This window comes from Thermococcus camini (genome assembly GCF_904067545.1).
GTDB lineage: Archaea > Methanobacteriota_B > Thermococci > Thermococcales > Thermococcaceae > Thermococcus > Thermococcus camini.
The window spans coordinates 1,556,232-1,581,606 of sequence record NZ_LR881183.1; the positions used below are offsets into that span (position 1 = coordinate 1,556,232).

The window sequence follows — 25,375 nt, forward strand, 5'->3', positions numbered from 1 at the left end:
GCCTATGAAAAATCGCCTTCGCGAACTGAGGGAGAGCAGAGGCCTAACCCAGGAGGAGCTGGCGAAGGCCTTGGGAGTAACGAGGCAGACGGTGATAGCGATTGAGAAGGGTAAATACGACCCATCGCTGAGATTAGCTTTTAGGATAGCGCGCTTTTTCGGTGTTAAAATCGAGGATATATTCCTTTACGAGGGTGATGGGGATGAACGGTAAGAAGGTGGTCGGGCTGATGGTTTATCTCCTCGGCATAGGGCTTGGCATAGCAAAGCCGCCGGTTGAACGGCTGGCCTGCATGAAAGTGCCGAGCGGAGAGGTCTGCACGGGGGTAAACACGCCCCTGCTCCTTATCGAGCTCGGGCTGGTCGCTGTTGGGGCGCTGCTCCTGGGGCTCGACCACGGCTTTAAAAACGACCAAGAATTAAACGGCTGGCTCGGCGTTTCAACGGGCCTTGGATTTGCCATAATCGGGGGTTATGCCAGAATAACAGAGCTGCTCCTCTTTGGAGTTGCGCTCGCGACCATTGGACTGCTCGTTTACAAAGTTGGGAGGGCTGGGCATGCTCGTTGAGGTTCTGAACCTAGAGAAGGACTACGGAAAGGTGAAGGCCCTCAAGGGGATAAGCTTCTCCATCAACGAGGGCGAAATATTTGGCCTAATAGGGCCCAACGGTGCCGGGAAGAGCACGACGCTGAAGATTCTCGCCACGCTCCTCAAACCGACCGGCGGGAGGGCAGAAATAGCGGGCCACGACGTGGTGAAGGAGGCCGACAGGGTCAGGGAAATCATCAGCTACCTGCCAGAGGAGGCCGGTGCCTATAAGAACCTCACCGGCTACGAATACCTCGGGTTCATGGCGAAGCTGTACGCCAAGGACGAGGGGAAAGCTAGAAAGATGCTCAAGCTCGGCGTCAAGCTTTCCGGTTTGGGGGAAAGGCTCAACGACAAGGTTTCTACGTACTCAAAGGGAATGACGAGGAAGCTCCTCATAGCGAGGGCCCTAATGGTGCGGCCAAAGCTGGCAATACTGGACGAGCCTGCGAGCGGGCTTGACATCGTGAACGCATACTCGATACGGCAGACAATAAGGCGCTTCGCGAGAAAAGAAGGCGTAACGTTCCTTCTATCGAGCCACAACATGCTTGAAGTGGAGTTTCTCTGCCACCGCGTTGCTTTGATAAACAAGGGACAGATAGTAGAAGTGGGAACGCCAAAGGAGCTGAAGGAGAAGTACGAGGCAGAGAACCTCGAGGAGGTCTTCATGCGCGCTGTCGGAGTGAACATCGACGAGCCAATAGGGGGTGAAGGGGCTTGAGCGACTTCTGGGTCATGGCCAAGAAAGAACTCTGGAACCTCTTCAGGGACAAGAAGCTCGTCTTTGGCCTCGTGGTCGTCCCGCTGATACTGCTTCCTGTGATGGGAAAAGCCGTGAACATCGGCATGGAGCAGGCCCAGGGAGAGACCCACGTGGCGATAGTGAACTTCGACGATGGGAAGTACGGTGCGCTTCTTATAAAGGCCCTAGAAGTGGCCCCGAACGTGACGGTGACGGTGGTGAATGCCACATCTCTAGAGGGGGCCATTCAACAGGCGGTACAGAACGAGCAAAACGTTCTCGTGGTCATCCCTCCAGACTTCACGGCCAAGCTCCAGGCCAACGAGACGGCCACGGTGGAGATATACGGCATCTTCACGACGATAAGCACAGGGATAAAAGAGAGCGTCAGCGAAGGCAGGATAAACGCCGTTCTCGGGATACTCAGCGACGAAATAGCCAGGATAAAGGTGAAGAACCTCGGCGCGGGCAATCCCGATGCCATACTGCAGCCGATAAGGATCGAGAGCAAGTCCGTCATAAACAACAATGTCGTAAACGTGTCTCCAACCGCGGTTTCGAGCGTTATAGCGGCCCAGGCTTTCACGATACCGCTCATAGTCTTCATGATGGTCATGATAACCTCCCAGATGGCGGCTGGAGCCATAGCGAGCGAGAAGGAGAACAAGACGCTGGAGACACTCCTCACCCTCCCCGTGGCGAGGACGAAGATAGTCGCGGCGAAGATATTCGGAACGGCCATGATGGGCCTTGTTGCCGCGATAGCATACATGATAGGCATGCGCTACTACATGAGCTCCTTTGGGCTGGGTTCGAGCGGGGTGAGCCTCGAAGACCTGGGTCTGGTCGTCACCCCCACGGGGGCGCTGATGTTTGCCCTGGTTGTGTTCCTGACGATAATAATCGCCCTCAGCTTAGCCATGATAGTGGCGACCTTTGCAGAGGACGTCCAGAGCGCCACAACGCTGGTCAGCGCGGTTATCCTGCCCCTGGCGTTTCCGGCCTTCCTGCTGATGTACACCGACATAAACGACCTTCCCGCGGTCGTCAAATATATTCTGCTGGCGGTGCCCTTCACACACCCTGTGGTGGACTACCGCTACGTCCTCCTCAGCAGCTACACGCCGATAGCGATAAGCATGGCTTACCTAACGGTGGTGGCGGTCGTCATACTCTACGCCACGGCATGGCTGTTCTCAACGGAGAGAATCCTCACGGCAGGGGTCAGCTGGGGCAGAAGGAAGAAAAAGACTGTGGAGTGATGTTCTTTTTTTGTTTGTTATTGTCCATGATTTTTCTTTTGTTGGGGAAGTCAAAATACCGTACTTTCATTTCAGCCTGTGACTGCTATTGATAATTAATCCTAAACCTCTTGAACCGTGTCGGTCGCTTAATTTCACCAAAATCTATCTCTCCCTCTCCAGCAAGTTCAACCAGGTCTCGCGCAGCAGGGTCGATCTTCCTGTCATTCCTTTTTTCGGTTTTCTTTCTCCGCATAATCACATCCCTCATTCCAATCCCTCGCAGGATATAAAACTCTGACGTAGTTTAAATAATATGGTCGAACCGTACTCATAGCAGATGAGGAACTCCCAATATTACCACATGCAACACAAGAAAATTCCATTAATTCTCTTTAGGAATTGCGTGTAAAGGTTTCTTCTAGTCCATCTTGCTCCCACCTTTCTTGCTCCCACCTTTCTTGCTCTGAGGTAGAGAGACTTCTGCAGAGAATAAGACACTCGATAGTTACGAAAAACTGGACTATAGAATCAGAAAGAGCTCTCCCGCTTCGCCTTATTGTAGAGATACTCACCCACAGGCCTCACCTCTTCCGAGGTTTGTAAAGTCTCACGCCAAAATCCCTCAGTCTCTCAAAATGTCGTGTATTTTTCGTCCAAACCTGGTAGCCTTTGACTATCGCCGTGGCACCGATGAGGATATCAGCGTCCTCTATCAGCTCACCATTATCCTTCAAGCGTCTATAGATCTTGAGGCCGTAAGGATTATCACATTGTCCAACGGCTCGACCTTGAACAGCTTTTCCAGCCGTTTCAGGACACCACCCTCTTTCGTTCACTGCGGATTCCCCTCACGAACTCAAAGAGAGTGACCATTGAGATGGCCGAGCCTGCATAGTCCTCGAGCCTTTTGACCTTGTAGAGTTCAATCAGAACGCTCGTGTCAATCAATATCCTCGGATTCTCTGAATGAGAGCCTCTTTTTTGAGACCTCCCTCTCGATTTCATCAAGCTCCTCCTCCGAGAGAAGTTCGTACAGCTCTCTCGCAATTTTTCTAACCTTACTCTTTGCTCGCATATGGCTCCCTCACTTTAAAGCCTCTCTCACGAATTCCCCGGCCCTCAAAATTTTGACATTTCTACCGTCAAAACGATAAGTTTTGGTTCTCTCATCACGCATTTGGAGAATGTGCTTCGTGTTTTCTGAGATAATGTAGTCCACCTTCTTGGCATAAGCAACGTCGAAGAACTTGGCGTCGTTTGGGTCTTTCAGTTTCTTAATGAAATCAATGTCGTGAGAGAGCTTTTTCCGTGGACGGACCGTGATACTGTTCTTGAGAACTATCGTTAGAATTCGCAACGCACGTCTCGTGAGTCCAGTTTCAAGCCCGATTCCCAGAACCTGGGTCTGCATCTCCTCGATAATCTCATTCGAGACGAAGTTTACAATTTCTCCCTCCTGCAACGCCTTTATGATTTTCCATGCCGGAGACTTGGAAAGGTCCTTGGACTTCAGTGCGCTTATGAGGACTGAAGTATCCAGAACAACCTTAATCCTCTGTGCCATGCTAAACGACCCCAAGTTCCCTTAGCTTCACTTCTATCCTCTTAAATTTCTTAAAGCTCCTTCTACCCATCTCTAAAAGCTCCTCAAGGGGGCGGTCTATCCCACTCTGTTCTGCTTCCAGTTCCCTCTCCCACTCCTCGAGTTCCTCATCAGTGGTAGTCTCTGCAAGCCTTTCAACCTCGTCCATGAGCTGTCTCATCTCAAAAAACCACACTACATCCTCTGGCTTCTCGTGAATCTTTTTAGCAATCTGAACAATCCACGCACTAATAGAACGCCTGGCGTTCTCATCGGTTTTCAGCATAATCTCAATGGCTCTCACATCGGACGCCATAAGCTCCCCCGTCTTAATCTCTACAGCAGATTATAAAACCCTAACGCAATCAAGACAAGAACTGCTGTCAGAAACTTCTCAACATCGCCAATCGTCGTAACAGTTTCAATTCTCCTAGAGCCTTATTGCGGGGGGACGTTCCGTCCCCCACACCCCCTCGGACTTAAACGCATGAGAAACCCCAAAATTCTCCTAGAGTCTTATTGCAACAGAATATACTCTGGTGAGGCTCCTTGGAAAGTCATAAGTTTCAATTCTCCTAGAGTCTTATTGCAACGTATATCACAGTATCCCTCCTGTCTTCAGAGGGGACGTGCGTTTCAATTCTCCTAGAGTCTTATTGCAACACTCATCCACGCCAGCGCCTTCGAAGTCAACCACATGTTTCAATTCTCCTAGAGTCTTATTGCAACACGAGGCAATAGTCACGCTGGCGCTTCCAGGCCACAGGTTTCAATTCTCCTAGAGTCTTATTGCAACCTGGGCATAGTTGGAGCTATCGACACCACCGAAGAGCGCGTTTCAATTCTCCTAGAGTCTTATTGCAACAGTCATAAGCACCGACCCCCCCACAATAGAATACACGTTTCAATTCTCCTAGAGTCTTATTGCAACCGTGCTGAGAATGCGTATGCCATGGGCGCCATCCTCCGTTTCAATTCTCCTAGAGTCTTATTGCAACGTTCATCTATGCCGACCTCCTTTATATTGTCCGAGGAACAGTTTCAATTCTCCTAGAGTCTTATTGCAACTAAGATGACTGTCGAGGTTAAGACCCTGACCAATTCGTTTCAATTCTCCTAGAGTCTTATTGCAACGCGTTCGGGCTCGGAATTTTCGCTTTTGTCGTACTAATGCTGTTTCAATTCTCCTAGAGTCTTATTGCAACACAAGATATCTGCGTCGTTGCTCGTGAGGGTTCTGCGCGGTTTCAATTCTCCTAGAGTCTTATTGCAACGCTATGTCTTTCGCCTTCCCGAACTTTCCGCCCCTAGTTTCAATTCTCCTAGAGTCTTATTGCAACTCGCTCGCGCGGCCCTGGATAAAATCAGCCACATCAGGTTTCAATTCTCCTAGAGTCTTATTGCAACCCAAAGAGGCTGAAACCGCTTGAATCAGAAATGCTGAGTTTCAATTCTCCTAGAGTCTTATTGCAACCCTAATCCGATTATAATCATCGTATAACACTACAATAGTTTCAATTCTCCTAGAGTCTTATTGCAACTCTTCGCCTTCTCGATGTAGCTCTGCTCGCTTTTGCTTGGTTTCAATTCTCCTAGAGTCTTATTGCAACGGATTCCGAAAACTTTCTCCTTCAGCAGATCCTTCGGTTTCAATTCTCCTAGAGTCTTATTGCAACCTCACCGCTTCCCATCTTCCCACCGCCCTTTTTACCGTGTTTCAATTCTCCTAGAGTCTTATTGCAACCTCGTCAGGGGAGCGACCCACATCGGCATAGTGGGCGTTTCAATTCTCCTAGAGTCTTATTGCAACCCTGTCCAGGCTTAAGCAGGACTGTCTTGTTCTTGTTAGTTTCAATTCTCCTAGAGTCTTATTGCAACTCACTCAAGAGAGTTGCCGAGGCTTTGAGTTATGGCGGTTTCAATTCTCCTAGAGTCTTATTGCAACGGGGGTGGGGCCCCGCCTTGACCACGGGCAGAGCACAGTTTCAATTCTCCTAGAGTCTTATTGCAACGGACAAATGTCCCAAATGTCCCGGTGTCCCAAACTGTCCCAAGTTTCAATTCTCCTAGAGTCTTATTGCAACCTGGTGGGCGTACCCGGAGCCGGAGGAAGAGAGTTTCGACCTAGTTTCAATTCTCCTAGAGTCTTATTGCAACTTCATGGCGCCGTACACCGACAACCCTGACGAGTGGGCGCGTTTCAATTCTCCTAGAGTCTTATTGCAACTGTGGCCGGTTGCATATGAAAAGCCCCGCGGCGGCGGTGTTTCAATTCTCCTAGAGTCTTATTGCAACATAATAAAGGTATAGTGTCCGGGTTTCGTTAGGACGGGTTTCAATTCTCCTAGAGTCTTATTGCAACTTTCCGAAGACGTTGCCGCTGTAGACCTCCTCCTCGTTCCCAAACGTTTCAATTCTCCTAGAGTCTTATTGCAACAGAACTTCGTTTCGAATGAGCCGGCCAAAGACCTCAAGTTTCAATTCTCCTAGAGTCTTATTGCAACGATGAACTCCTTAAGCGTCATCTCTTTAGATTTAGCGGTTTCAATTCTCCTAGAGTCTTATTGCAACCCTGTCTTTATGACGAAATCCTGGTATGTCTTGTACGTTTCAATTCTCCTAGAGTCTTATTGCAACCAGGGGGTCATATAGGTACGTCATCCCGCGCTGGCTTGTTTCAATTCTCCTAGAGTCTTATTGCAACACGTGACTGGCGACGGCACGAACGATTGGGTTGTCTTCGTCGTTTCAATTCTCCTAGAGTCTTATTGCAACAGGCGGGAATTTCCTCCCATTTGCTCAATAAAGCCCTAAAACACTTCCAATATTTAAGCTTTTCTGGAAACCGCTGTAAAAGAAGCTATCAGGGCGTCCAAAACAGAACCCCTGGAACGCTTTAAGGGACCCAAGCCAAGACTACAGGGCCCAAAAAACTTGATGAACACAGGTGCTCACGGGATTTCCCTGGACTTAGAAGACCTTTAAAACCCGAAAAATGGCCTGTAAGCCAGCTAAAGTCAGGAAGAAACAGTTTTGATAGGGTTTAAACTGAAAGGAGCCAGACCACGGCCATATTCCAAACTTCGAAAAAATTTCGTTACATAATATCCGAGAAAATGGAACAAAAAGTGATAATAATGAAAGAGCGAAAATCGATTTCCCGGGCAAAATTAAGGCTTCAATTGTCCAGAACAAATCTAAAAAACAACAAAAGCAGAAGTTAAGGGCTCCCATCGTGATGCTACTCTATCGGGACGCCGTCCTTCGTCCTCGGCGCGAGCCACTTCATGAGCCTTTGCGGGTCTTTGGTTCTGATGATTATCGTTATCGGGCCCAGCGGGGATTCCTCGTTGAAGTTCACCACGCCAGCGTAGGCCGCCTGCTTGTTTACCTTCACGATGATTTCCTCGCCGAAGTAGCCCTCCTCCAAGAAGGAGCGCGCGGTGTCCAGTATCGCCTGGCCGCGGAAGAGTTCGTAGAGCCTGCTGAGGGCCTTTCTGCTCCCCGTTTTACCGGTCAGAATGATGTAGCCGCCCCTGTCAAACGCCTCGAATTCCAGGTCAGGGACAAGGTTCAGCATGGCTTTCTTGACCTTCTCGATGTCCTCTGTCGGGTAAACGTAAGCCTCAACCTCGACTTCCTCGAAGAGTTCCATCTTCTCACCCAGAAGAAGCTCGCGGGAAGGCTTATAAACCCAACCGCCCAAGTAGTTAGGGTGGCCTAATAGTGTTAGAGAACTTCGTGGCCAATCTTGCGGAGTGGATACTGAGCATCTCAAACGGCGAAATCATGTGGGTTGCGTTCTACGCTGGACTTTTCGTCGCCCTCATGACATCTTTCGGAGCTATGGTGGCGATATTCGCCAAGAGCCTCCCCGAGGGCGGCGTTGACTTTGCCCTCAGCTTCGCCGCAGGCGTGATGATAGTGGCGGCCTTCACGAGCCTCATTCTGCCGGCGATAGATATCACAGGCTCCTTCATGCCGGCCGGAATCGGGATAGCCCTTGGGGTGCTGCTCATCTACGCCATAGACCGCTTTCTCCCACACGAGCACCTTGTTAAAGGCTACGAGGGACCCAAATCCATGAAAGACAAGCTGAGGAAGGTCTGGCTTCTCGTTATAGCGGTGATAATCCACAATCTGCCGGAGGGACTCGCCGTTGGGACGTCCCTCGTCTACAACCTTGAGGTCGGTCTGGTGACCACCATAGCCATTGGAATCCAGGACTTTCCGGAGGGAACGGTCGTCTCACTGCCCCTCGCGACGATACAGAAGAAGCGCCTCCAGCCGATAGCGATGGGCGTGCTGAGCGGCTTCGCCGAGATGGCGATGGTTCTGGTCGGGGCGTATTTCTTCAGCCTCTTTGCCTGGCTTTTGCCGTACGGCCTCGGTTTAGCAGGAGGGGCGATGCTCTACGTGACAGTAAAGGAGATGATACCCGAGATATACAGGGGAGAAAAGGGCGACACGCTGATAACCCTGGGGTTCTTCCTGGGCTTCTACGTGATGCTGTTCCTCGACTCAATGCTCGGCTAAAATCCTGTCAACGAGCTCCCTCACCCTTTTTTCGTACTCCTCTCTGCTGCAGTCGTTCACTACCATGTGGTCGGCCATCGCGATGACGTTCCCTATGCCGAACTTAAGCTCCTTCCAGTCGCGCTCCTCGAAGTCCTCCCACGTTCTCGGGTCGTCGTGCCTTCCACGAGCTTTGAGCCTCTCGAAGCGGGTGTGCGGTGGCGTGTGGACGGCTAGTATTACTATCTCCTCGTCCGGAAAAGCGCTCCTGAAGGTTCCAACCTCGTCGAGGGAGCGAACGCCGTCTATAACGACGACCCTGCTGCCCTCAAGGAGGCGCCTCACCTTCTCAACGGTAAGCTTTGCCACCGCGTTCTGACCCAGCTCCTGCCTCAACCGTATGCTGACCTTGGCAACGTTCTCCTTGGTAAGTTCTAGACCGCGCTTTACGGTCTCCTCCCTCACGACGTCCCCCATAGAAACGCTCGGAAAGCCTCTCCTCTCGAATTCCTTGACGATCCTGCTCTTTCCCGAACCAGGCATTCCGGTCACGATGATTATCATAGTGCCCACGCCCGAGTAAAATAGGGGGATTTAAAAAGATTGGCCCTCACTTCAGGAAAGCATCGAGGGTTCCCTTCCGGGCTTTTTCCACCTTTTTGAGGTCCTTTTTAGCACCCTTCGGTATTTCCACGCCGAAGTACCGGAACAAACCTTCAACCACCTTCATTCCAATGCCCTCAACCTCCAGGAGGTCCCTCACCTTGGCGTGCATTATGTCCTCCTGGCTCCTGAAGCCGGCGTTGTAGAGTGCTCTAGCTCTCTTCCTTCCGATGTTGGGCAGTTTAACCAGCTCGAGGAGCTCCTCACGAACTCCGTGGCGCAGGCGGAGGTGCAGGTCTCTCAGATAGTTCAGCACGTCTTCGTTTGGCTCAAAGAGCTTGTAGAGCTCTATCAGGGAATACATCAGCCAGTCCGCGAGCTCCAGAATTCTGTAGAGGTCTCCAGGGTCTATGCTGTAGGTCTCGTATATCCTCGCCTCCGGAACCTCGTTTATCCAGTCGAGGAGAACTTTAGCCGTCTTCACCTGGCTGAGGAAGCCCTGGAAACGCGAGTCCTCGTAGTAGGGGATGTTTGTGTAAAGCTTATCCTCCATCTCATAGGCCAGGTCAAGGTAGTCCTCCATCTCCCTCCTCCGGGCGTTCAGCGTGGCCATGTCCGGCGTCGAGGCCATCAGCTGGAAGATTCCGAAGGGATTTGGGTTGTTCTCAATTGCCGGAAAGGCGTCCTTGAATTTCTTCGCCGTGAAGGGGTCTATGTAAAGCTGGGAGGTGCGTTTTCCAAAGGGCAGGGGCATGAAGCGGTCGTTCATGTCCATGTCGATGAACCCGTTCTCAATGAGGAAGTAGACGACGTTTTTGGCCTTGTACTCAAGCGAGGCTATATCCCCCCGCTGGTGGGCGTAGAAAGTCCTCTCAAGGAAAGAAACCAGCTCCCGGAAGTTGCCTATTCCGAAGTTGGTCACGAGCGCCAGAACCTGGCTTCTGAAAGCCTGCTCGTTGGCGAGCATCGAGAAGAGCTTCTCGGGCTTACCGTGGATGTATCTCTCCACCAGCTTTCTCGGCTCCTCGGTCCTTGCGACGATTATTGCCTCTCCGACTCTGTCGTACTTTGGCCTTCCTGCCCTTCCCATCATCTGCTGTATCTCGAGGACCGGTATATCCGTCCAGCCGAAGCCGGCATAGCGCTTGGTGTCCCTTATGATAACGCGGAACGCCGGGAGGTTTATTCCGGCAGAAAGGGTCGGAGTGGCCGTTATCACCTTAATCAAGCCCTCACGGAAGGCATCTTCTATCATGGTCCTCTCAACCCTGCTCAGCCCTGCGTGGTGAAAGGCCACTCCACTGCGAATGGCCCTCTTAAGCTTCTCGTTGGTCGGGTTCTCCTCAAGGGAATCCGCAAGCTCCTTAAGCTGCCTCGTTTCAGGCTTGGTCAGAAGTTTTGATATCTTTGAAGACAGGGAGACGGCTTCCTTCTCAGCCGAGCGACGGGTGTTGACGAACACCAGCGCCTGTTTGCCCCTCCCGACAGCGTCAATGACCAAACTCTCCCAGTTCTCAGGGTAGCGGTCTATTTTGCCGTCCTCCCAGAAGAGCTGGCCGATGTGGAATACCCCTCTCCTGAGCTGAACCGGGCGCCAGTCGCTCATAACCAGCGCGGCATCGAGCCACTCTGCCAGCTCCTCGGCGTTTCCAACGGTGGCGCTTAAAGCTAAAATCTGGGCCTTTCCAAGCATGTGGCTGAGTATCATCTCGAGGGTAGCACCGCGGTCGTAGGAGCCTATGAGGTGGACCTCGTCGGCAACGACCAGTTTGACGTCCTCAATCCAGTTGGAGCCATGCCTCAGGAGGGAGTCGAACTTCTCAGCGGTGGCGATTATTACATCGTAGCGCCCGAGCCACTCGTCGGTGGAGTCGTAGTCGCCGGTCGTTGCGGCCACGCGGAGGCCCAGAACCTCCCATTCCTTGAACTCGCGGTACTTCTCCTCCGCAAGAGCCTTCAGGGGGACGAGATAGACCGCCTTACCCCCCTCCCGGAGAAGCTTGTTGACCATGACTATCTCGCTCACGAGGGTCTTCCCGCTCGCCGTGGGGATAGCCAGAACGAGGTTTTTTCCCTCCAGGACGCCGCTCTTCAAAGCTTCTGCCTGCGGCGGGTACAGCTCCTCTATTCCCCTCTCACGGATTATCCTCTTTATCCTCTCATCCACTGGAAGCTCCTCAACCCTCATAGCCCTCAGCTCCGGGACTATTCCTCCGGCGGTTTTATATGCTTATCCCACGTACTAAACGGGGGGGAAGTATGAGGCTGAGGGTTCCCTACGTGCTCTTCGAGACAAGGACCGGGAGGTACGGTGTGGATGCTTACTTTTCGCTGAGGGTAGAGAAACCCGAGAGGCGTGCAACGCTGATAAGAAAGGCCGAAGACCTCCAGCGGCTCGAGGCCAGACCTCGAGGGGCCCTGCTGGAAGAGGACTCCCTGAGGAACTACCTGACTTCCCTCTTCGTGACCCTCTACGACCTCAGCGGCGAGAGGTTCAACGAAAGAGCCAGACACATGAGGCGCTGGAACATCTGGAGAATCATCGGCATACCAACCGGCCACCAGCGGCACGTGGACAGGGACGAGGAGCTGGCTCGGAAGAACAGGGAAGCCCTGCTGGCCCTGGCGATAATGAGGAAGGTTCTCGGGATAAAGAGTCCCGCGGAGCTGGAGGAAACCGTGGTGAAACCCAGGGGCTATGCAGTCCTCGAGTTCGAGGTGAACGGTGGGGAAGTGGGCGACCCCGTTTACAGGGAACTGTTCAAAATAGACTCCAACGCAGGAATGGCACTCCAGTGGCTGAGAAGGGAAAAGAGGGAATAGAAAAATCACGCCTTTCCGTAGAGCCAGCAGGCGACGTAGTGGCCGTTCTCGACCTCCACCAGCGGGGGCTCTTTCCTGTCGCAGAGTCCCGCCTTGGCAAACGGACATCTCGGGTGGAAGCGGCATCCAGCGGGCGGGTTTATCGGGCTCGGCGGCTCTCCTTCTACCTTCATGCGCTTCGCCTTGAGTTCCCTCGACAGCTCCGGGTCGGGAACGGGTATGGCGGACAGCAGGAACTTGGTGTACGGATGGAGGGGATTTTCGAAGATCTCTTCCGCCGGCCCGACCTCAACGAGCTTTCCAAGGTACATAACGCCCATCCTGTGGCTCATGTACTTGACGACGCCGAGGTCGTGGCTGATGAACAGGTACGTGAAGCCGAACTCCCTCTGGAGGTCCTTGAGGGTGTTGAGGATATTGGCCTGAACCGAAACGTCGAGGGCCGAGGTGGGCTCGTCGAGGACTATGAACTCCGGCCTGAGGGCCAGCAGTCTGGCGAGGGCTATTCTCTGCCTCTGACCGCCGCTGAACTCATGCGGATAGCGGTAGAGGTGCATCTCGTTGAGGCCGACGCTCTCCAGGAGCCTTATCACGAACTCCTCGGGATCATCAACCTCTATGCCGTGGAAGCGGACGGGCTCCATGATGACCTCGAAGACCGTCTGCCTGGGGTTGAGTGAGGAGTAGGGGTCCTGGAACATGATCTGGGCCTTCCGCCTGAACCACTTCATCTCCTCGCCCTTGAGCTTCGTGACGTCCCTGCCCTGGAAGATGATTTGACCGCTGGTGGGTTCGATGAGGCGGAGGATGGTCCTTCCGGTGGTTGTTTTTCCACAGCCACTCTCTCCGACGAGACCGAAGGTTTCACCCCGGTTTATCCTGAAGCTGACGTCGTCAACGGCCTTGACGTAGCCCTCGGTTCTGAAAAGGCCCCTGATGGGGAAATACTTCTTGAGGTTTTTAACTTCAAGTATCGGCTCGCTCATGGTATCACCTCAGTAAAGGTGGCACGCTACGAAGTGACCGGGCTCTATCTCCTTCAGCTCGGGGACCCTATCCTTGCAGACGCCCATAACCCTCGGGCACCTCGGGTGGAAGCGGCATCCTCCGGGCGGCTCTATCAGGTTGGGAACCGTTCCCGGGATGGTCTCGAGCCGCTCTATCTTGGCCAGCGGGTTGGGAACTGCCCTGAGGAGACCCTGCGTGTACGGGTGGAGCGGGTTCTTGAATATCTGGTCAACGGAGCCTATCTCGACTATTTTACCCGCGTACATGACGGCAACGCGGTCGGCCATTTCCGCGACGACACCCATGTTGTGGGTGATGAGTATCACGGTGGTGCTGTACTCGCGCTTGAGCTTGTTCATCAGCTCGAGTATCTGGGCCTGGACCGTGACGTCGAGAGCTGTAGTAGGCTCGTCGGCGATGAGTATCTTGGGGTTGTTGGCGACGCCCGTTCCGATGACGACACGCTGTTTCATTCCTCCGCTCATCTCATGGGGGTAGTTCTTCACCCTGTTCTCCGGGTCGGGGATGAGAACACGGTGGAGAATATCAACGGCCTTCTTAAAGCCCTCCTTCCAATCCTTGACCGTGTTGTGAACCACCATTCCCTCGGCTATCTGGTACCCCACCGTGTAGAGCGGGTCGAGAGAGGCATGGGGGTCCTGGAAGATGTAAGCTATCTCCTTGCCCCTTATGTCCCTTATCTCCTCAGCGCCCAGCTTTAGGAGATCGACGGTTGAACCATCCTCTCTGTGGTAAATCACGCTGCCCTCCACGATCTTTCCGGGGCTCTCGATGAGCTGGGTGAGGGCGCGCGAGGTGACGCTCTTTCCACAGCCTGTTTCCCCGACGAGAGCAAAGGTCTCACCGCGGTAAACGTCGAAGGAGACCCTCTCAATGGCCTTGACTATTCCAGCGTAGGTGTAAAAGTGGACGGTCAGGTCGCGAACCTCAAGGATTGGCTCAGGCATTGCTCTCACCCTCCTTGCTCTTCTTGACCTTGAACTCTATGCTCCTCCTCGTCTTCGGGTCGAGGATGTCCCTCATCGTGTCTCCGAGGAGGTTCCAGCCGAGGGCAACGAGCATGATCATCAGGCCGGAGAAGGTGACCAGCCACCACTTCTCTGGGAAGTACTGGGAGCCGTCGTAGACTATCCTGCCCCAGTCGGCTATCGGGGGAGTGGCACCGAGGCCCAGGAAGCTCAGGCCGGCCTCCATCAAAATCACACCACCGAAGTCGAGGGTGATGTAGACCAGTATCGGGCCGATGATGTTGGGGAGTATATGCTTGAACATTATCGTCCTGGAGCCGAGTCCTATGGCGCGAGCGGCTTCGACGTAGAGGTTCTCCCTCTCGGTGAGGGTTGAACCGCGTGTTATCCTGGCGTAGGCAGGCCACCAGACGATTATCATCGCCAGTATGACGGCGAGGAGCTTTCCGAGGTTGCCTGCGTCCTGAGGTTCAAGCGCGAAGAGCCACAGCACGAAGCTCTGGACGGACTCATGGGTGGAGATGAAGTTCTGAAGCCTCTGCGGGAGCACGGCGGAGAAGGCCATGGCGAGGATGAGCGCCGGAAAGGCCAGGAACACATCGGTGATGCGCATGACCAGCTCGTCAACCTTACCGCCGTAGTAGCCCGCTATGAGGCCCAGAATGATGCCCAGGGGCACGCCGAGGACTATGACGATTATGGATATCACCAGCGAGACCCTGGCTCCGTAGAGGATGAGGCTGACGAGGTCCCTACCGAAGTTGTCCGCACCGAGAGTGTAGTGGATGTTCGTGGTGTACTGGATGATGTTGTCCCCCCTAAGCTCGGTAACGTTCAGGAAGTACGTCGAGCCGGGCGGGGCGAGATAGGTGCTCATGTTGTAGTTGGTCGGGAAGAACCTGTAGTTCCACGTGGCGAGGCTGGGGCCGAATATGCCGAGGAGCACGAACATCAGCACGAGCGCAAGTCCTATGAGGCCCGGCGGGGAGCGGTTGAGGGCGTAGAGCATGAGCTTCCATTCTTCCATCTTGGAGCGGTTTTTCTTCTTCCAGTCCTTCTTGAACAGGCTTATGAAGCTTCCAAATCCCTCGACGAGCTTGTCGGAGAGCCTGTCAAGAACGTTTGATTTGTACTCTTCCCTGCCCATTTTATCACCCCTGCTAATACCTCACCCTCGGGTCTATCAGGGCGTAGAGTATGTCCACGACGAGGTTGGTTATGAGGAATATCAGGGCGAAGATCATGGTTATGGCGACGACCGCGGGGAAGTCGAGGTTCCTGATTGAGTCGATGACGTAGGAACCCATTCCCGGAAGGCCGAACACCGTCTCGGTGATCGGAGTTCCGCCGAGGAGGCCGCCGAACTGGAGGCCGAGAACGGTAACTATCGGCACCATGGCGTTCTTGAGGGCGTGGCGGTAGATTCCCCTCTTGGGAACGCCCTTGGCCTTGAGGAACCCGACGTAGTCGCTGCCTATTGCCTCAAGGAAGCTGTTCCTGACGAATCTGGCGAGTACACCCGCACCCATGAATCCCAGCGTGAAGCCAGGGAGCCAGAGCCTGTGGAGGTGCTGGCTGAAGGTTGAAAAGTCCCCGGTGATGAGGGCGTCTATCATCGGGATGTGGGTTATCTGGTGCTCGGGCGGAGCCGGGAAGCCAGCGAGTGTTATCCAGTGAACCTTAACAAAGAACACGTATATGAGAAGGTAGCCCAGCCAGAAGACCGGCATCGAAACGCCAGTGAGGGCGAAGAACCTGATGACCGTGTCCACCCACGTGTTGCGCTTGAGGGCCGAGATTATACCGAGGGGTATGCCTATTATCAGGATAAAGAAGAACGCCACCAGGGCCAGCTCAAACGTTATTGGGAAACGATCACGTATATCGTCAAGGACGTAGTTGGAAGTCCTGGGGTCGATTATGCTGTTCCTTGCAAGCCCGCTCACAAGGAACCAGTACTGGTCGTACCAGGGCTCGTCAAGGTGGTACTCCTTCTTTATCTGCTCCATGTACGCCTGGCTGGCCTTCTCACCACCGGCCCAGGCCCTGGCAACATCCGCAGGGATGACGTAGGCGATCAGAAAGACTATGAGGGTGACTCCGATGAGGGTAGGGATAAACGTGAGGAGCCTTCTTATTAGGAACTTCTTCAGGTTCGCCAATCCGATTCCCCCCTGTGTCCTTGATTTATCCTCTAGAGTTCGGTCAAAAACACGAACAGAAAAAAAGAAAGGTCAGAATCAGCTAACGCTTACCTCGACGCTCGTGAACTCGGTGGCACCGTAGAGGAACGGGCCAACCCAGTTGTCGGAGTCGAGGTAGTCAGGGACCCAACCGACGACGTAGACATCGTACTCGCCGTGCTCGGTCTTGTCAAGGTAGGTCGGCCAGTTGTAGCTGTTGATGGTGACCTGGAATCCGAGCTGGCTCCAGACGTTCTGCAGGAGGGTCATGATCTTCTCACGTGCTGAGTTGCCCTCGTTGTAGATGAGCTCGATCTTGTACTTGGTCGGGTCAACGCCGGCTTTGTTGAGGAGCTGCTTGGCCTTGGCGAGGTTGTACTTGTACTTGGTTATGCCCTCCTCGGTGTAGCCCGGCCACGGCTTCGGTATCGGACCGTAGTTCCTGGCGAGGAGTCCCTGGTAAACGACCTGGGAGATCTGGTCGTACGGAACGGCGTAGGCCATGGCCTCCCTGACGAGCGGGTCGTTGAAGGGCTCCTTCTGGGTGTTGAAGACGAGGAAGGTCAGTATCGGCTGGAGGATGTCGGTCTTAACGACGGACTTGAAGCCCTGGAGCTCGAGGCCCTTGACCGTGTCCATCTTCTCGGGCGGTATGGCAACGACATCGGCGGTGCCGGTCTTGAACAGGTTGATCCTGGCCATGGCGTCGCTGTTGATGACGTAGATAACCCTCTTGTGTCCGGGGTTGGCGGTGGCGTTCCAGTAGTGCGGGTTGTACTCGAGGACTATGTAGGCGTCCTTCTGGTAGTCCGCAACGTAGAACGGTCCGGTTCCAACGGGCTTGTTGTGCATGAGCTGGTGAGTCGGGTCGCTCTTACCCTCGCTCAGGTAGCTCCACCAGGCGCTCGGGTTATGGCCGTTGTCGCTCGCCTGGAGGGCCTCCTGGTACTTGTCGCCGAGGAGATACTCCATCGGGACGACGCTGAGGAACGGGTCGGCGAGTACTCCCAGAACCGGGGCGTATGGGGCCGGGAGAACGAGCTTGAAGACTCCAGCGGTGTCACCGCTGTAGCCGAAGAACTGCTTGAGCTCGTCGAGGCTCTTGACCTCGGTGCTCTTGCCGTTGAACTCGGCTATGAGCGGGTGCTCCTTGAGGTACTGGTCGAACTCATCCTCGGTGAGGGCCTGGGAGGCGTTCACGTCCATGAAGGAATCGACCATCCAGCTGACGCTGTGGCCGAGCCTCTCAACGCGGAGGAACGTGAAGGCCACGTCGGTGGCGTCGATCGGATAGGTCTTGTCGTCCCACGGATCGTAGGCCTGGACACCGCCGCGAATGAGGAAGTACCACTCGGTACCGTCCTTGTTGTGGGCCCAGGCAACGGCCAGATCGGGGCTAACCTCCTCGGTCTCCTCCTTCCAGTAGGTGACGAGGGTGTCGCCTATCTCGTGCCAGACCTCCCATCCAAAGGTCTCGTAGGTCATGGCCGGGTCAAAGCTCTCCGGCCAGCCAATGGTTGCTATGGTGTAGGTATCGGCGTCGTTCTTGTAGTCCTTAATACCGATCTTGACGGAGGGGGCGTTCTGGTCCTCCCTCAGGAGGTCATAGCGCTCCGCAAGGGTTGGGTGGTAGTAGCGTCCCTTAACCCAGTCCCAGTAAACGCGGAGCTGCCTGTTCTGACCGAGGATAACCTCCGGGACGAGCTTGTTTCCGAGCATGTAGATGGCCTTGAAGAGCTCGGTTCTTATGGTCGGATCGGTCTGGCGTCTGGCGGCCACAACGAGGGCATCGACGTGCTCATCGCGGAAGAAGGCCGGATCGATGGCACCGAATCCCTGACCCTTCTCCATGAGGGTCTTGACGTCCGGAGTGTTGGCGCTGTCAACCTCGTATTCGACCTTTATAACCTTCCTGTCGCTCGGAATCTCGACGGTCGGGCTGGCACCCTTCGGGCCGACGATCACGACGCTCTTGTCGGTGACGACAACGTAGACGTCACCCATCTCCAGTATCCCCGGTTTTACCTCCGCGGGAGTCTGCGTCTGGGTGGCCGACTGGCTCGATGTCGTGGTGGTACTTCCAGAAGTCGCCTGAGAGGACGTGGTCTGGGTACCACTCGGACTTGCGGTGGTGCTCTGCGAAATGGTGGTTGTCTCACCGCCGCCTCCGCTTATACAGCCGCTGGCTGCAACAGAAAAAACCACCAAAAAAACTACCAACAGGGCTATTGAACCTTTGGCCTTCATTAATACCCACCCCTGTACATTAAGGGCATGAACAATATGGCGGATGAGGTAATAAACCTTTCGATACCACCAACAGTACTACAAAGGTCTTTTACGCGCACTATTGGTTACTTATCGGCAGCGTTCTCAGAGTGCAACCTTCAGGGGATACCCGAAAAAACTACGAAAAGCTTAAATGAGTTAGAGGGCTAGATAGAGACGTAAAGCCTTTCCGCGGTGATGAAAAATGGTTAGGTCGTACGTTTTACTGACCGTTGAGATTGGAAAAGTTGAGAGCGTCATAGAGGCGCTCAAACAGATTCCGGGCGTCACCAAGGCCGACGCCGTCACCGGCCCCTACGACGCTATAGTCCACATCGAGGCGAAGGACCTCGGTGAGCTCACCAGGAGAATACTCCACGACATACACAACATCGACGGCGTTATAGACACCACTACCGCCATAGTCGTAGAAATGGAAGAAGAGGAGTGATCACCTCTTTTTCTTCCCGGATTTGCGTTTCTTCTTGCCCTGGGACTTGGCCTGGGTCTTTCTGATTTCCCTGATCTTCTGTCCGAGCATCCTCAGGGACTTACCCTTCGGATGCCTGCTCTCAATTCGGAGCATTCCCCTAAGCCTGTACTCATCGTCGAGACCTGCCAGCCGGGGGTTGAGTTTCTCCTCATCGAGCTCTATTACCTTCATCCCGAGGGCCAGCGCGGCATCGGCTATCTCATGTATCTTCGGCCTATCCACTGCGAACTCCCTGCCCACGGCCCTTCCGTAGCGCCTGCTGAGCCTTGCGTCGAGCTCGCTGGGCCACACCACGAACTTTCTCATCTTCCCACCTAACAAGGTTTAAAAGAAGTGCCATTAAAAACCCTTTTGGTGAGTCCAATGGACACCCCCATCTTCGAGAAGTACCTCTTTGGCAAGGCCAACCGGGGAGACGTTATTCTGCTCGAGTACGACCCCACGTATCCCGTGGAAGAGTTCTCGTGGGGAGTCCTCATACCTTCGCTCCTTGAGAGGGACGGGGTCGTCGTGACGGACTTCTTCGGGATTGGGGGAATTCTCTTCAGGAACTACACCCGAAAGGTCTCCGGAAAGGAGTACTCAAGGGTGCTAGAGCTCATTAAGAAGATAAAGGTCGTAAAGATCGGCCCCGGCTCGGCCAGCTATGGAGAGGTAATAGAGGAAGTTGTTCCGGTCTACGATTCACACACGTTCCTGAAGAACTACTACACCATCGTCAGCAGGATAAGCCATTCCCCCACAAAGCCCGAGTACTTCGTCACCTTCGGGCTCGGCCACTACATACACTTCGGCGGGGACGAGGCGATAAGGGCCATACTAACCGGCATCAGCACGATACCCCTTGAAGACTGGGTGGGGATACACTTTATAAACGCGGGGGTTCTGAGAAGTGAACACCTGGCGATGCTCGAGGAAATCGCCTCGATGGTGTTCCACATATCGCAGGACGGTCTGAAAGTAAAAAAGGAAGGTGGAACGGTTGATCAGGGAAGGGGATAAGGTTCTGCTCATCGACAGGAGGGGCAAGCGCTACCTGGTGACGGTATCGGAGAGGGAGTTCCACACCGATCTGGGAATACTCAAGCTCGGCGAGCTCATAGGGAAGGAGTACGGAAGCAGGATAACCAGCCACCGAAACGAGGAGTTCAGGGTTCTCAAACCGGACATAAACGACATAATAGCCAAGATGAAACGCGGACCGCAGATAGTCCACCCCAAGGACGCCGGTATAATACTCGCCTACGCTGGCATCTCGCCCGGCGACACGGTGATAGAGGCGGGCGTTGGGAGCGGCGCGCTCACGATATTCCTCGCAAACGCAGTAGGGCCAAACGGGAGGGTTATCAGCTACGAACGCCGCGAGGACTTCGCGAGGATAGCCCAGAAGAACATCGAGCTGGCCGGATTCTCGGACAGGGTAACCATAAAGCTCAAGGACATCTACGAGGGCATAGATGAAGAGTACGCCAACCACATAGTCCTCGACCTGCCCCAGCCGGAGAACGTCCTCCCCCACGCCGTTGAGGTTCTCAGACCCGGCGGCTACTTCGTGGCCTACACCCCGTGCACGAACCAGGTCCACCGCTTCTTCCAGGCGTTTCAGGAGTACAGGGAGCACTTCTACAAACCGAGGGTCGTCGAGGTCCTCGTCAGGGAGCATGAGGTAAAGAAGGAGTGCATGAGGCCGAAGACGACCATGCTGGCCCATACGGGATACATAACCTTCATCAGGAAGCTGTGAACTCTTCCTTTTCTTCAACCCCGCCGGTCTCTTCTACAGTCTCGTCGAAAGTCACGTAGGCGAGTCCTCCAAAGAGCACGAGCCCCACAATGCCCTGAACCACAGGGTTTCCAGGGAGCACCCTCAGGGCCGGAACGTTGCCGTAGATCACCGGCCAGAAGAGGGCTACCGCCGCCAGCAGTGTTGATACGTAATAAACGAGCCGCTTCATAGCGTTACCCCCAAGGGCCCTTTTTGCGAACGTTTTTTAATCTTTTCCCAGCACGCCCGAGGATCCTTCCGTTCGGCAAACCTTTGGTTAACAACATCTTTATAAACACCACAGGTTGCAAACCTTTAGATGACCAAGTTTGAACCTGTGTACGGAGGTGTTCATTGTGCCATACAAGATACTTGAAAAGAAAGAGATCGCCATGAGGAACATATGGTACAGGATCCACGCACCCCACGTGGCCAAGAAGGTCCAGCCGGGACAGTTTGTTATAGTCAGGGCCTTCAAAAACGGGGAGAGGATCCCGCTCACACCAGTTATGTGGGACAGGGATGAGGGCTGGATAGTGCTCATAACGTTCATCAGGGGAAAGACCACCATGAGGATGGCCAACGAGCTGAAGCCGGGCGATGAGATACTGAACATTGCCGGCCCGCTCGGAAACCCGGCCGAGATGGAGAAGTTCGGGAAGATACTGGCCATCGGTGCCTACACCGGAATAGTCGAGGTTTACCCCATAGCCAAGGCCTGGCAGGAGCTCGGAAACGAGGTAACCACGCTCCACGTCACCTTCGAGCCGATGGTCGTCCTCAAGGACGAGCTCGAGGAAGCCGTCGGCAGGCACATACTCGAGACCGTCCCGATAGACCCGAACCTCGACTTCCCGACCAACATGAAGAACGTCACCAGGAGGCTCGTCGAGAAGGTCAGGGAGCTCCTCGAGAATGATGAGTACGACATGGTCTTCATGGTCGGCCCCGCCGGGGACCAGAGGGCCGTTTTCAACGTGGTCAAGGAGTTCGGTATTCCCATGAAGTCCGACCTCCACCCGATAATGGTGGACGGAACCGGAATGTGCGGCGCCTGCCGTGTCACCGTCGACGGCGAGGTTAAGTTCGCCTGCATAGACGGGCCGGAGTTCGACGCCTACAAGGTTAACTGGGACGAACTCATAGCGAGGAGCGGCTACTACACGGATATGGAGCAGAGGGCCATGCAGGAGTACATGAAACTCTTCGAGCAGGCCCTCCAGGGGGGTGAGCAGTAATGGCGGTTAAAAGGAAGATCATCAAGGAGCGCGTTCCGACGCCTGAGATGCCGGCGGAGGAGCGTATTAAGAGCTTTGCGGAGGTAAACCTCGGCTACACCTTCGAGCTTGCCGTTAAGGAGGCTGAGCGCTGTTTGCAGTGCCCTTACAACTACGCGCCCTGTATTAAGGGCTGTCCGGTCCACATAGACATTCCGGGCTTCATAAGCAAGCTCGTCCAGTACCGCGACGATCCTGACAGGGCCGTTAAAGAAGCCTTAAACGTCATCTGGGCCTGTAACTCCCTGCCAGCGACCACCGGAAGGGTCTGCCCGCAGGAGGACCAGTGTGAGATGAACTGTGTCATGGGCAAGGTCGGTGACAAGATAAACATCGGAAAGCTCGAGAGGTTTGTTGCAGATTACGCCCGTGAGAAGGGCATAGACGAGGAGCTCCTCTTCGAGATAGTCCCGAAGATCGAGAAGAAGGGTCAGAGTGTGGCCATCATTGGAGCCGGGCCGGCAGGACTCACCGCCGCCGGCGAGCTCGCCAAACTCGGCTACGACGTTACCATCTACGAGGCCCTTCACGAGGCGGGCGGAGTGCTGATGTACGGCATTCCCGAGTTCAGGCTGCCCAAGAGCATCGTCGAGAGCGAGATTGACAAGCTCAAGAAGCTCGGCGTTAAGATACTCACCGACCACGTCGTTGGAAGAACCGTCACCATCGAGGAGCTCCTGGAGGAGTACGACGCCGTCTTCATAGGCTCAGGAGCGGGAACACCGAGGCTCATCAACGCCCCTGGAATAAACCTCAACGGAATCTACACCGCCAATGAGTTCCTCACGCGCGTGAACCTCATGAAGGCCTACCTGTTCCCCGAGTACGATACGCCGGTCAAGGTCGGCAAGAAGGTCGTCGTCATAGGCGCCGGAAACACCGCCATGGACGCGGCTCGCTCAGCGAGGCGCTTCGGAGCCGAGGTCACCATAGCCTACCGCCGCGGCCCGGAGGACGTCTCCGCCAGGGTGGAGGAGGTCCACCACGCCAAGGAGGAGGGCATAAAGTTCGAGTTCTACATCAACCCGGTCGAGTTCCTTGGGGAGAATGGGAAGATTAAGGCGGTTAAGTTCGAGAAGATGAAGGCCCTCGACGAGAGGGACAGCAGGGGCAAGAGGAAGATAGTCGGAACCGGGGAATACGTGACTCTCGAAGCCGACACCGTCATAATAGCCATCGGAAAGCACCCCAACAGGCTCATCATCAACACGCCGGGCCTCAAGGTCGAGCGCGGAAGGATAGTCGTCGACGAGAACCTCATGACCAGCATCCCCGGCGTCTTCGCCGGTGGAGACGCGATAAGGGGAGAGGCAACGGTTATCCTCGCCATGGGGGACGGAAGGATGGCCGCAAAGGCCATACACGAGTACCTCACGAAGAAGAGGGAAGGCAACGCCTGAACTTCTTCATTTTTCTTTGAAGCACGCCTCCAGTATTGGGTCGGGAATCACGTAGTGAACGTTCCTCCCTTCGATTCTTTTCTCAAGGAAAGATGAATCCACAAGCCCCTTAAGGAGCCTCGCCAGGACGCTGTCCGCTATGCTCCTCCCCTCCTTTCTCTCAAGGTGTTCCTTTATCTCCTCCCACGTCCTCTTTCCACCCGCTATGGCCCGCATTATCTCGATGTATCGCCCTCTCGCCGCAACTCTCTTCACCAGAAAGTTCTCGAACTCGCTCATAGCGAGCGCCTTGGCCTCTTCAAATACCTCGTCTACGAGTTTATCTGAAGGTCCTTTCTCCATGGCCTTCCTCCCGAAAAGGACGAGCCAGCCAACTATGCCGTCGAGCCTTTCAACGGCATCTTCTATGAGCTTTTCCGGTGGAGTTATGCCTACCTGCTCGAACCCCCTTATGAGGAAGTCCCTGCTCTGCTCTGGCGCGAACCTCGACAGAATAATCTCCTGGAAGTATCTACCATAAAGGGGAGCCTTCGGATCATCGAGGCCGAGATAATCGTGAAGCAGGCCCGCCTCTGAACCCGTCATGACTATTCTAAGGTCCGAGTAGTCGTAGAGGTGGGCTATCAAGCCCGCGAACTCGCTACCAACCGGCCCCCTGAGGTACTGAACCTCGTCGAAGGCTAAGACGACGTTGTATCTCTCAAGCTCCCTGAAAAGGGCCACTAGGTCGGTCTTCTCGTCCTTCCAGGAGAAGCCCACTCCAAAGCTCAGCAGTCTTAGGCCGGAAATGCTCTTGAGGCTTTCCTTGAGTCCGTCCCATATTTCGCGGTTCTCACGGAAGAAGGCGTTGACGGCGCTCTCTATCCTCTTGTAGACGTCCATGCGGGAGTTTGGATTGACCCCCCAGAAGTCCACGAGAACGTGGGGAAGAGAAAGCTCGTTGAGGCCGACAAGAAGGAGAGATGTCTTTCCGAGTCTTCTTATCCCAGTGATGACCGTTAGTGGGTTTTTGGATTTTAGGGACCTCTCAAACTCGCCCAGTTCCTTTTCCCTGTCGTACAAATCCTCTCGCTTCCTCTTTGGGCGGGTGTCGAAGTACACAACTACCACCCCAGTAGTTAACTACTGGGGCAGAAGTTATAAGGGTTTCGAGGGATTATTAAATGGAACACCAAGTTATCCAGGCGATGAGGAGCCTCACGATAGCCGAAGGGTGACGAGGGGCATACTGGCCGAGCCGGTGGATTTTTAACTTTCCCCAGAAACTTAATACCGAGCGATGAAGACCTCTAGGGTATCTGAGACCGCGCTTCACGCGGCAAAATGATGAGGGTCAGAAACTGAGCTCAACCCTCTATTCTTCCAAAACTGCCATTATAGAGAGAAAAGCGAGAGGGAACGCTCAGAGGCTCTCAAGGTACTCGGCGTAGGCTTTGGCGTCCATAAGCTCTTTGAGCTCCTCGTCGAGGTTGCTCGGCTTGAGCTTGACTATCCAGTTCTCGTAGGGATCCTCGTTGATGAGCTCCGGGCTGTCCTCAAGCTCGGCGTTGACCTCAGCGACCTCGCCGCTGACCGGGGCATAAACCTCGGAAACGGCCTTGACGCTCTCAAGCTCGCAGAGAACGTCGCCCTTGTTAAGCTCTTTTCCGACCTCGGGCAGTTCGACGTAAGCTAAATCGCCGAGCTCCTTCTGGGCGTAGTCGCTTATTCCGATGAGGACCGTCCCGTCCTCAAGAACCTGGACCCACTCGTGGTCCTTCGTGTAGTAGAGGCCCTCCTTAACCCGGTATTCTCCGACTTCAATCATGAACATCACCGGTTCTCGTAGGAGGAGCAGAGATTTAAACCTTTCCATGAGTGAAGGATTCTGCATTCGCCGTTTTCACTTCG

At 54.3% G+C, this 25,375-nt stretch carries 29 protein-coding genes and 1 CRISPR repeat array; of the genes, 11 read left to right on the forward strand and 18 right to left on the reverse strand.

What is annotated here, in order from left to right:
* The first annotated feature begins 4 nt into the window (after window positions 1-4).
* Genes TIRI35C_RS08525 through TIRI35C_RS08540 form a run of 4 tightly spaced genes read left to right on the forward strand, consistent with a single transcriptional unit; the run spans window position 5 to window position 2,597 of the window.
* Window positions 5-214: a helix-turn-helix transcriptional regulator gene (locus tag TIRI35C_RS08525; RefSeq protein ID WP_188202514.1), complete on the forward strand. Its 210-nt coding sequence runs from the start codon at window positions 5-7 to the stop codon at window positions 212-214.
* A complete protein-coding gene (locus TIRI35C_RS08530) occupies window positions 204-569 on the forward strand; it encodes a hypothetical protein (protein WP_188202515.1) in 366 nt (121 codons plus the stop codon). The genes TIRI35C_RS08525 and TIRI35C_RS08530 overlap by 11 nt, the downstream gene beginning before the upstream one ends.
* Entirely contained in the window at window positions 559-1,314 is a 756-nt protein-coding gene (locus tag TIRI35C_RS08535; protein WP_188202516.1) for an ABC transporter ATP-binding protein, read from the forward strand. Before TIRI35C_RS08530 ends, TIRI35C_RS08535 begins: the two co-directional genes overlap by 11 nt.
* Window positions 1,311-2,597 carry an ABC transporter permease gene (locus tag TIRI35C_RS08540; RefSeq protein ID WP_188202517.1) on the forward strand — a complete coding sequence of 429 codons (1,287 nt, stop codon included), beginning with the start codon at window positions 1,311-1,313 and terminating at the stop codon, window positions 2,595-2,597. The genes TIRI35C_RS08535 and TIRI35C_RS08540 overlap by 4 nt, the downstream gene beginning before the upstream one ends.
* Window positions 2,598-2,682: 85 nt before the next feature.
* Here the strand turns inward: TIRI35C_RS08540 and TIRI35C_RS08545 are convergent, their stop codons facing one another.
* The 7 genes from TIRI35C_RS08545 to TIRI35C_RS08565 form a co-directional block, all read right to left on the reverse strand.
* Entirely contained in the window at window positions 2,683-2,847 is a 165-nt protein-coding gene (locus TIRI35C_RS08545) for a hypothetical protein (RefSeq protein ID WP_188202518.1), read from the reverse strand.
* 313 nt (window positions 2,848-3,160) lie between these two features.
* On the reverse strand, window positions 3,161-3,313 hold the full coding sequence (locus TIRI35C_RS11160; RefSeq protein WP_246454736.1) for a PIN domain-containing protein: 153 nt from the start codon (window positions 3,311-3,313) through the stop codon (window positions 3,161-3,163).
* A 76-nt stretch (window positions 3,314-3,389) separates the two neighbouring features.
* The gene (locus tag TIRI35C_RS11165) at window positions 3,390-3,527 is read right to left on the reverse strand and encodes a PIN domain-containing protein (RefSeq protein ID WP_246454737.1); all 138 of its coding nucleotides are present in this window, start codon (window positions 3,525-3,527) and stop codon (window positions 3,390-3,392) included.
* The gene (locus TIRI35C_RS11215) at window positions 3,520-3,654 is read right to left on the reverse strand and encodes a hypothetical protein (protein ID WP_281400554.1); all 135 of its coding nucleotides are present in this window, start codon (window positions 3,652-3,654) and stop codon (window positions 3,520-3,522) included. The genes TIRI35C_RS11165 and TIRI35C_RS11215 overlap by 8 nt, the downstream gene beginning before the upstream one ends.
* Window positions 3,655-3,663: 9 nt before the next feature.
* Window positions 3,664-4,143, reverse strand: coding sequence for a putative toxin-antitoxin system toxin component, PIN family (locus TIRI35C_RS08555; RefSeq protein ID WP_188202519.1), 480 nt, complete (start codon window positions 4,141-4,143; stop codon window positions 3,664-3,666).
* A 1-nt stretch (window position 4,144) separates the two neighbouring features.
* The gene (locus TIRI35C_RS08560; RefSeq protein ID WP_188202520.1) at window positions 4,145-4,477 is read right to left on the reverse strand and encodes a hypothetical protein; all 333 of its coding nucleotides are present in this window, start codon (window positions 4,475-4,477) and stop codon (window positions 4,145-4,147) included.
* Window positions 4,478-4,579: 102 nt separating this feature from the next.
* Window positions 4,580-6,936: a CRISPR direct-repeat array (repeat unit 30 nt; unit sequence GTTTCAATTCTCCTAGAGTCTTATTGCAAC).
* A 466-nt stretch (window positions 6,937-7,402) separates the two neighbouring features.
* Window positions 7,403-7,816, reverse strand: coding sequence for an RNA-binding domain-containing protein (locus TIRI35C_RS08565; protein ID WP_188202521.1), 414 nt, complete (start codon window positions 7,814-7,816; stop codon window positions 7,403-7,405).
* Window positions 7,817-7,887: 71 nt separating this feature from the next.
* On the opposite strand from TIRI35C_RS08565, the gene TIRI35C_RS08570 reads away from it, so the two are divergent.
* Window positions 7,888-8,697, forward strand: a complete 810-nt coding sequence (locus TIRI35C_RS08570) for a ZIP family metal transporter (RefSeq protein WP_188202522.1) — start codon at window positions 7,888-7,890, stop codon at window positions 8,695-8,697.
* Here TIRI35C_RS08570 and TIRI35C_RS08575 read toward each other — a convergent pair.
* Both TIRI35C_RS08575 and TIRI35C_RS08580 read right to left on the reverse strand, forming a co-directional pair.
* Window positions 8,683-9,240 (reverse strand): dephospho-CoA kinase, encoded by a 558-nt coding sequence (locus TIRI35C_RS08575; RefSeq protein WP_188203157.1) that lies wholly within the window; start codon window positions 9,238-9,240, stop codon window positions 8,683-8,685. The genes TIRI35C_RS08570 and TIRI35C_RS08575 overlap by 15 nt on opposite strands.
* A 46-nt stretch (window positions 9,241-9,286) precedes the next feature.
* Window positions 9,287-11,467 (reverse strand): ATP-dependent DNA helicase, encoded by a 2,181-nt coding sequence (locus tag TIRI35C_RS08580; RefSeq protein ID WP_188202523.1) that lies wholly within the window; start codon window positions 11,465-11,467, stop codon window positions 9,287-9,289.
* A gap of 71 nt (window positions 11,468-11,538) precedes the next feature.
* Here TIRI35C_RS08580 and TIRI35C_RS08585 point away from each other — a divergent pair, with 71 nt between their 5' ends.
* Window positions 11,539-12,102, forward strand: a complete 564-nt coding sequence (locus TIRI35C_RS08585; protein ID WP_188202524.1) for a globin family protein — start codon at window positions 11,539-11,541, stop codon at window positions 12,100-12,102.
* 5 nt (window positions 12,103-12,107) lie between these two features.
* On the opposite strand, the gene TIRI35C_RS08590 is transcribed toward TIRI35C_RS08585, so the two are convergent.
* From TIRI35C_RS08590 to TIRI35C_RS08610, 5 genes are all read right to left on the reverse strand, one after another.
* Complete coding sequence (locus TIRI35C_RS08590; RefSeq protein WP_188202525.1) at window positions 12,108-13,088, reverse strand: ABC transporter ATP-binding protein; 981 nt, start codon at window positions 13,086-13,088, stop codon at window positions 12,108-12,110.
* Between the two features lie 9 nt (window positions 13,089-13,097).
* Window positions 13,098-14,078, reverse strand: a complete 981-nt coding sequence (locus TIRI35C_RS08595) for an ABC transporter ATP-binding protein (RefSeq protein WP_188202526.1) — start codon at window positions 14,076-14,078, stop codon at window positions 13,098-13,100.
* A complete protein-coding gene (locus TIRI35C_RS08600) occupies window positions 14,071-15,246 on the reverse strand; it encodes an ABC transporter permease (protein WP_188202527.1) in 1,176 nt (391 codons plus the stop codon). Before TIRI35C_RS08600 ends, TIRI35C_RS08595 begins: the two co-directional genes overlap by 8 nt.
* A gap of 13 nt (window positions 15,247-15,259) precedes the next feature.
* A complete protein-coding gene (locus TIRI35C_RS08605) occupies window positions 15,260-16,261 on the reverse strand; it encodes an ABC transporter permease (RefSeq protein WP_188202528.1) in 1,002 nt (333 codons plus the stop codon).
* 78 nt (window positions 16,262-16,339) lie between these two features.
* Window positions 16,340-18,529 (reverse strand): ABC transporter substrate-binding protein, encoded by a 2,190-nt coding sequence (locus TIRI35C_RS08610; protein WP_188202529.1) that lies wholly within the window; start codon window positions 18,527-18,529, stop codon window positions 16,340-16,342.
* 226 nt (window positions 18,530-18,755) lie between these two features.
* Between TIRI35C_RS08610 and TIRI35C_RS08615 the strand changes: the two genes are divergently transcribed.
* The gene (locus tag TIRI35C_RS08615) at window positions 18,756-19,001 is read left to right on the forward strand and encodes an Lrp/AsnC family transcriptional regulator (RefSeq protein WP_012572304.1); all 246 of its coding nucleotides are present in this window, start codon (window positions 18,756-18,758) and stop codon (window positions 18,999-19,001) included.
* Here TIRI35C_RS08615 and TIRI35C_RS08620 read toward each other — a convergent pair whose 3' ends face one another.
* Entirely contained in the window at window positions 19,002-19,349 is a 348-nt protein-coding gene (locus tag TIRI35C_RS08620; RefSeq protein ID WP_188202530.1) for a signal recognition particle protein Srp19, read from the reverse strand.
* A 57-nt stretch (window positions 19,350-19,406) separates the two neighbouring features.
* Here TIRI35C_RS08620 and TIRI35C_RS08625 point away from each other — a divergent pair, with 57 nt between their 5' ends.
* Window positions 19,407-20,045 carry a DUF257 family protein gene (locus TIRI35C_RS08625; RefSeq protein ID WP_188203158.1) on the forward strand — a complete coding sequence of 213 codons (639 nt, stop codon included), beginning with the start codon at window positions 19,407-19,409 and terminating at the stop codon, window positions 20,043-20,045.
* Entirely contained in the window at window positions 20,026-20,787 is a 762-nt protein-coding gene (locus TIRI35C_RS08630) for a tRNA (adenine-N1)-methyltransferase (protein ID WP_188202531.1), read from the forward strand. The genes TIRI35C_RS08625 and TIRI35C_RS08630 overlap by 20 nt, the downstream gene beginning before the upstream one ends.
* On the opposite strand, the gene TIRI35C_RS08635 is transcribed toward TIRI35C_RS08630, so the two are convergent.
* Window positions 20,774-20,998, reverse strand: a complete 225-nt coding sequence (locus TIRI35C_RS08635) for a hypothetical protein (protein ID WP_188202532.1) — start codon at window positions 20,996-20,998, stop codon at window positions 20,774-20,776. The two genes, TIRI35C_RS08630 and TIRI35C_RS08635, sit on opposite strands and share 14 nt — an antisense overlap.
* A gap of 166 nt (window positions 20,999-21,164) precedes the next feature.
* Between TIRI35C_RS08635 and TIRI35C_RS08640 the strand changes: the two genes are divergently transcribed.
* The gene (locus TIRI35C_RS08640) at window positions 21,165-22,046 is read left to right on the forward strand and encodes a sulfide/dihydroorotate dehydrogenase-like FAD/NAD-binding protein (protein WP_188202533.1); all 882 of its coding nucleotides are present in this window, start codon (window positions 21,165-21,167) and stop codon (window positions 22,044-22,046) included.
* Window positions 22,046-23,485, forward strand: a complete 1,440-nt coding sequence (gene gltA / locus TIRI35C_RS08645) for an NADPH-dependent glutamate synthase (RefSeq protein ID WP_188202534.1) — start codon at window positions 22,046-22,048, stop codon at window positions 23,483-23,485. The genes TIRI35C_RS08640 and gltA overlap by 1 nt, the downstream gene beginning before the upstream one ends.
* Window positions 23,486-23,491: 6 nt before the next feature.
* Here gltA and TIRI35C_RS08650 read toward each other — a convergent pair whose 3' ends face one another.
* Window positions 23,492-24,595, reverse strand: a complete 1,104-nt coding sequence (locus TIRI35C_RS08650) for an AAA family ATPase (protein ID WP_343044041.1) — start codon at window positions 24,593-24,595, stop codon at window positions 23,492-23,494.
* Between the two features lie 292 nt (window positions 24,596-24,887).
* Complete coding sequence (gene gcvH, locus TIRI35C_RS08655; protein WP_188203160.1) at window positions 24,888-25,292, reverse strand: glycine cleavage system protein GcvH; 405 nt, start codon at window positions 25,290-25,292, stop codon at window positions 24,888-24,890.
* Between the last annotated feature and the right edge of the window lie 83 nt (window positions 25,293-25,375).